The 1,744-nt window shown below is 42.1% G+C and carries 1 protein-coding gene; it reads left to right on the forward strand.

Going from position 1 to position 1,744, the window contains the following annotated elements; translation table 11 throughout:
* Nucleotides 1–110 precede the first annotated feature (110 nt).
* On the forward strand, nt 111–1,562 hold the full coding sequence (locus AC1DXC_RS27220; RefSeq protein WP_477462329.1) for an IS1182 family transposase: 1,452 nt from the start codon (nt 111–113) through the stop codon (nt 1,560–1,562).
* Nucleotides 1,563–1,744: the final 182 nt, after the last annotated feature.

Below are 1,744 nucleotides of genomic sequence, written 5' to 3' on the forward strand. Positions count from 1 at the left end.
GAGGGCACTGAAAAAGTCCTTTTAGAAAAAGAGGTGTAAAAAAGGAGCAGGAAGGATTGTCTTTCTGCTCCTTTTTTTGTATTTTAAAGGTGTATTAGAACGCCTTTCAGATGTTAGCTCAACAACAAAAGATCCAATTTAGCGCGTTTTCGGGATTGTATGATTTGATCGTACCCAAAGACAATCTTCTTCGCAAGATCAATGAACTGATAGATTTTACTTTTATCCTTGAAGAGCTGGTTGACAAATACAGCCTCAATAACGGACGTACAGCGGAAAGCCCTGTGCGTATGTTCAAATACCTACTTTTAAAAACGATTTATACGGTCTCAGATGTTGATGTTGTTGAGCGTTCGAGATACGATATGTCCTTCAAATACTTTTTGGAAATGTCGCCGGAGCAGGAAGTTATCGACCCGAGTTCACTTACAAAGTTTAGAAAGCTGCGGTTGAAGGACGCAGATCTGTTAAACCTGTTAATCAATAAAACCGTTTCGATTGCCCTTGAAAAGGGTATTATCCGTTCCAGGTCTATTATTGTTGATGCTACTCATTCTCTGTCGAGATCAAATCCATACTCAGCAATGGACGTATTACGGGAACGCGCGAAGTTACTCCGCAAAGCTGTTTATACTATAGATGAAGACATGAAAAGCCTCATGCCGGAAAAGAATGATTCAGGTGATTTGGAAAAAGAACTGGCCTATTGCAGGAAGTTGGAAAAATGTATTGAATCAGACCCAACATTAAGCCAGATCCCGGCGGTCAAAGAGAAACTGAACCTGTTGAAAGAGACGATAGAGGATACGCAGGAAAACTATACGCTCTCAAAAGACAGAGATGCCAAAACCGGCCATAAATCAGTAGAAAATTCATTCTTTGGCTACAAGACCCACCTGGCAATGACAGAGGAACGTATCATTACAGCTGCGGTGGTTACCTCCGGAGAAAAAGGAGACGGCCCGGAACTTCCTAAACTTTTGGAGATCAGCCAGAATAATGGGATCGAAGTAGATGCGATTATTGGGGACGCGGCTTATTCAGGTAAGGAAAACCTTGCCCTGGCGGATGGAAAGGATATAAAAGTCGTGGCCAGGCTAAATCCCACAATAACCCAGGGCTTCAGAAAGGATGAAGACAGATTCGATTACAATAAGGATGCTGATATGTTCGTGTGCCCGGCAGGCCATCTGGCCATTCGAAAATCAAGACAGGGGAAAAAGAACGTTGGGACAAATCAGACAGACACGTATTACTTTGACGTCGAAAAATGTAAGGTCTGCCCATTAAGGGATAATTGCTATAAACCCGGAGCTAAAACCAAGACCTATTCGGTAAGCATAAAATCAGAGACGCACCGGCAGCAGATGGAGTTTCAGGAAACCGATCATTACAAGAATAAAGCAAAACACCGGTACAAGATCGAGGCCAAAAACAGTGAACTAAAAAACGTTCATGGCTATGACCGGGCCATATCTTACGGGATTGAAAACATGCAGATGCAGGGAGCGTTGGCGATCTTCACAGTTAATCTTAAAAGAATCATCAAACTAATCGCCTAACTCTGTAAACTCAGAGAAAAAAAGACTCAAATTCTTCCATTCAGCCCTTTTTGAACACCCGCTGATAAACAGCTAACCATCGCGAATGCAGAAATAAAAAAAGCGACCAAGTAAAATCATGCCTTACTTGATCGCTTCTAATTATTGCCTTTATGAAAGAAGGTGCTTTTTCAGTGCCCTCC

It is taken from the genome of Mucilaginibacter sp. P2_D11 (genome assembly GCF_056404435.1).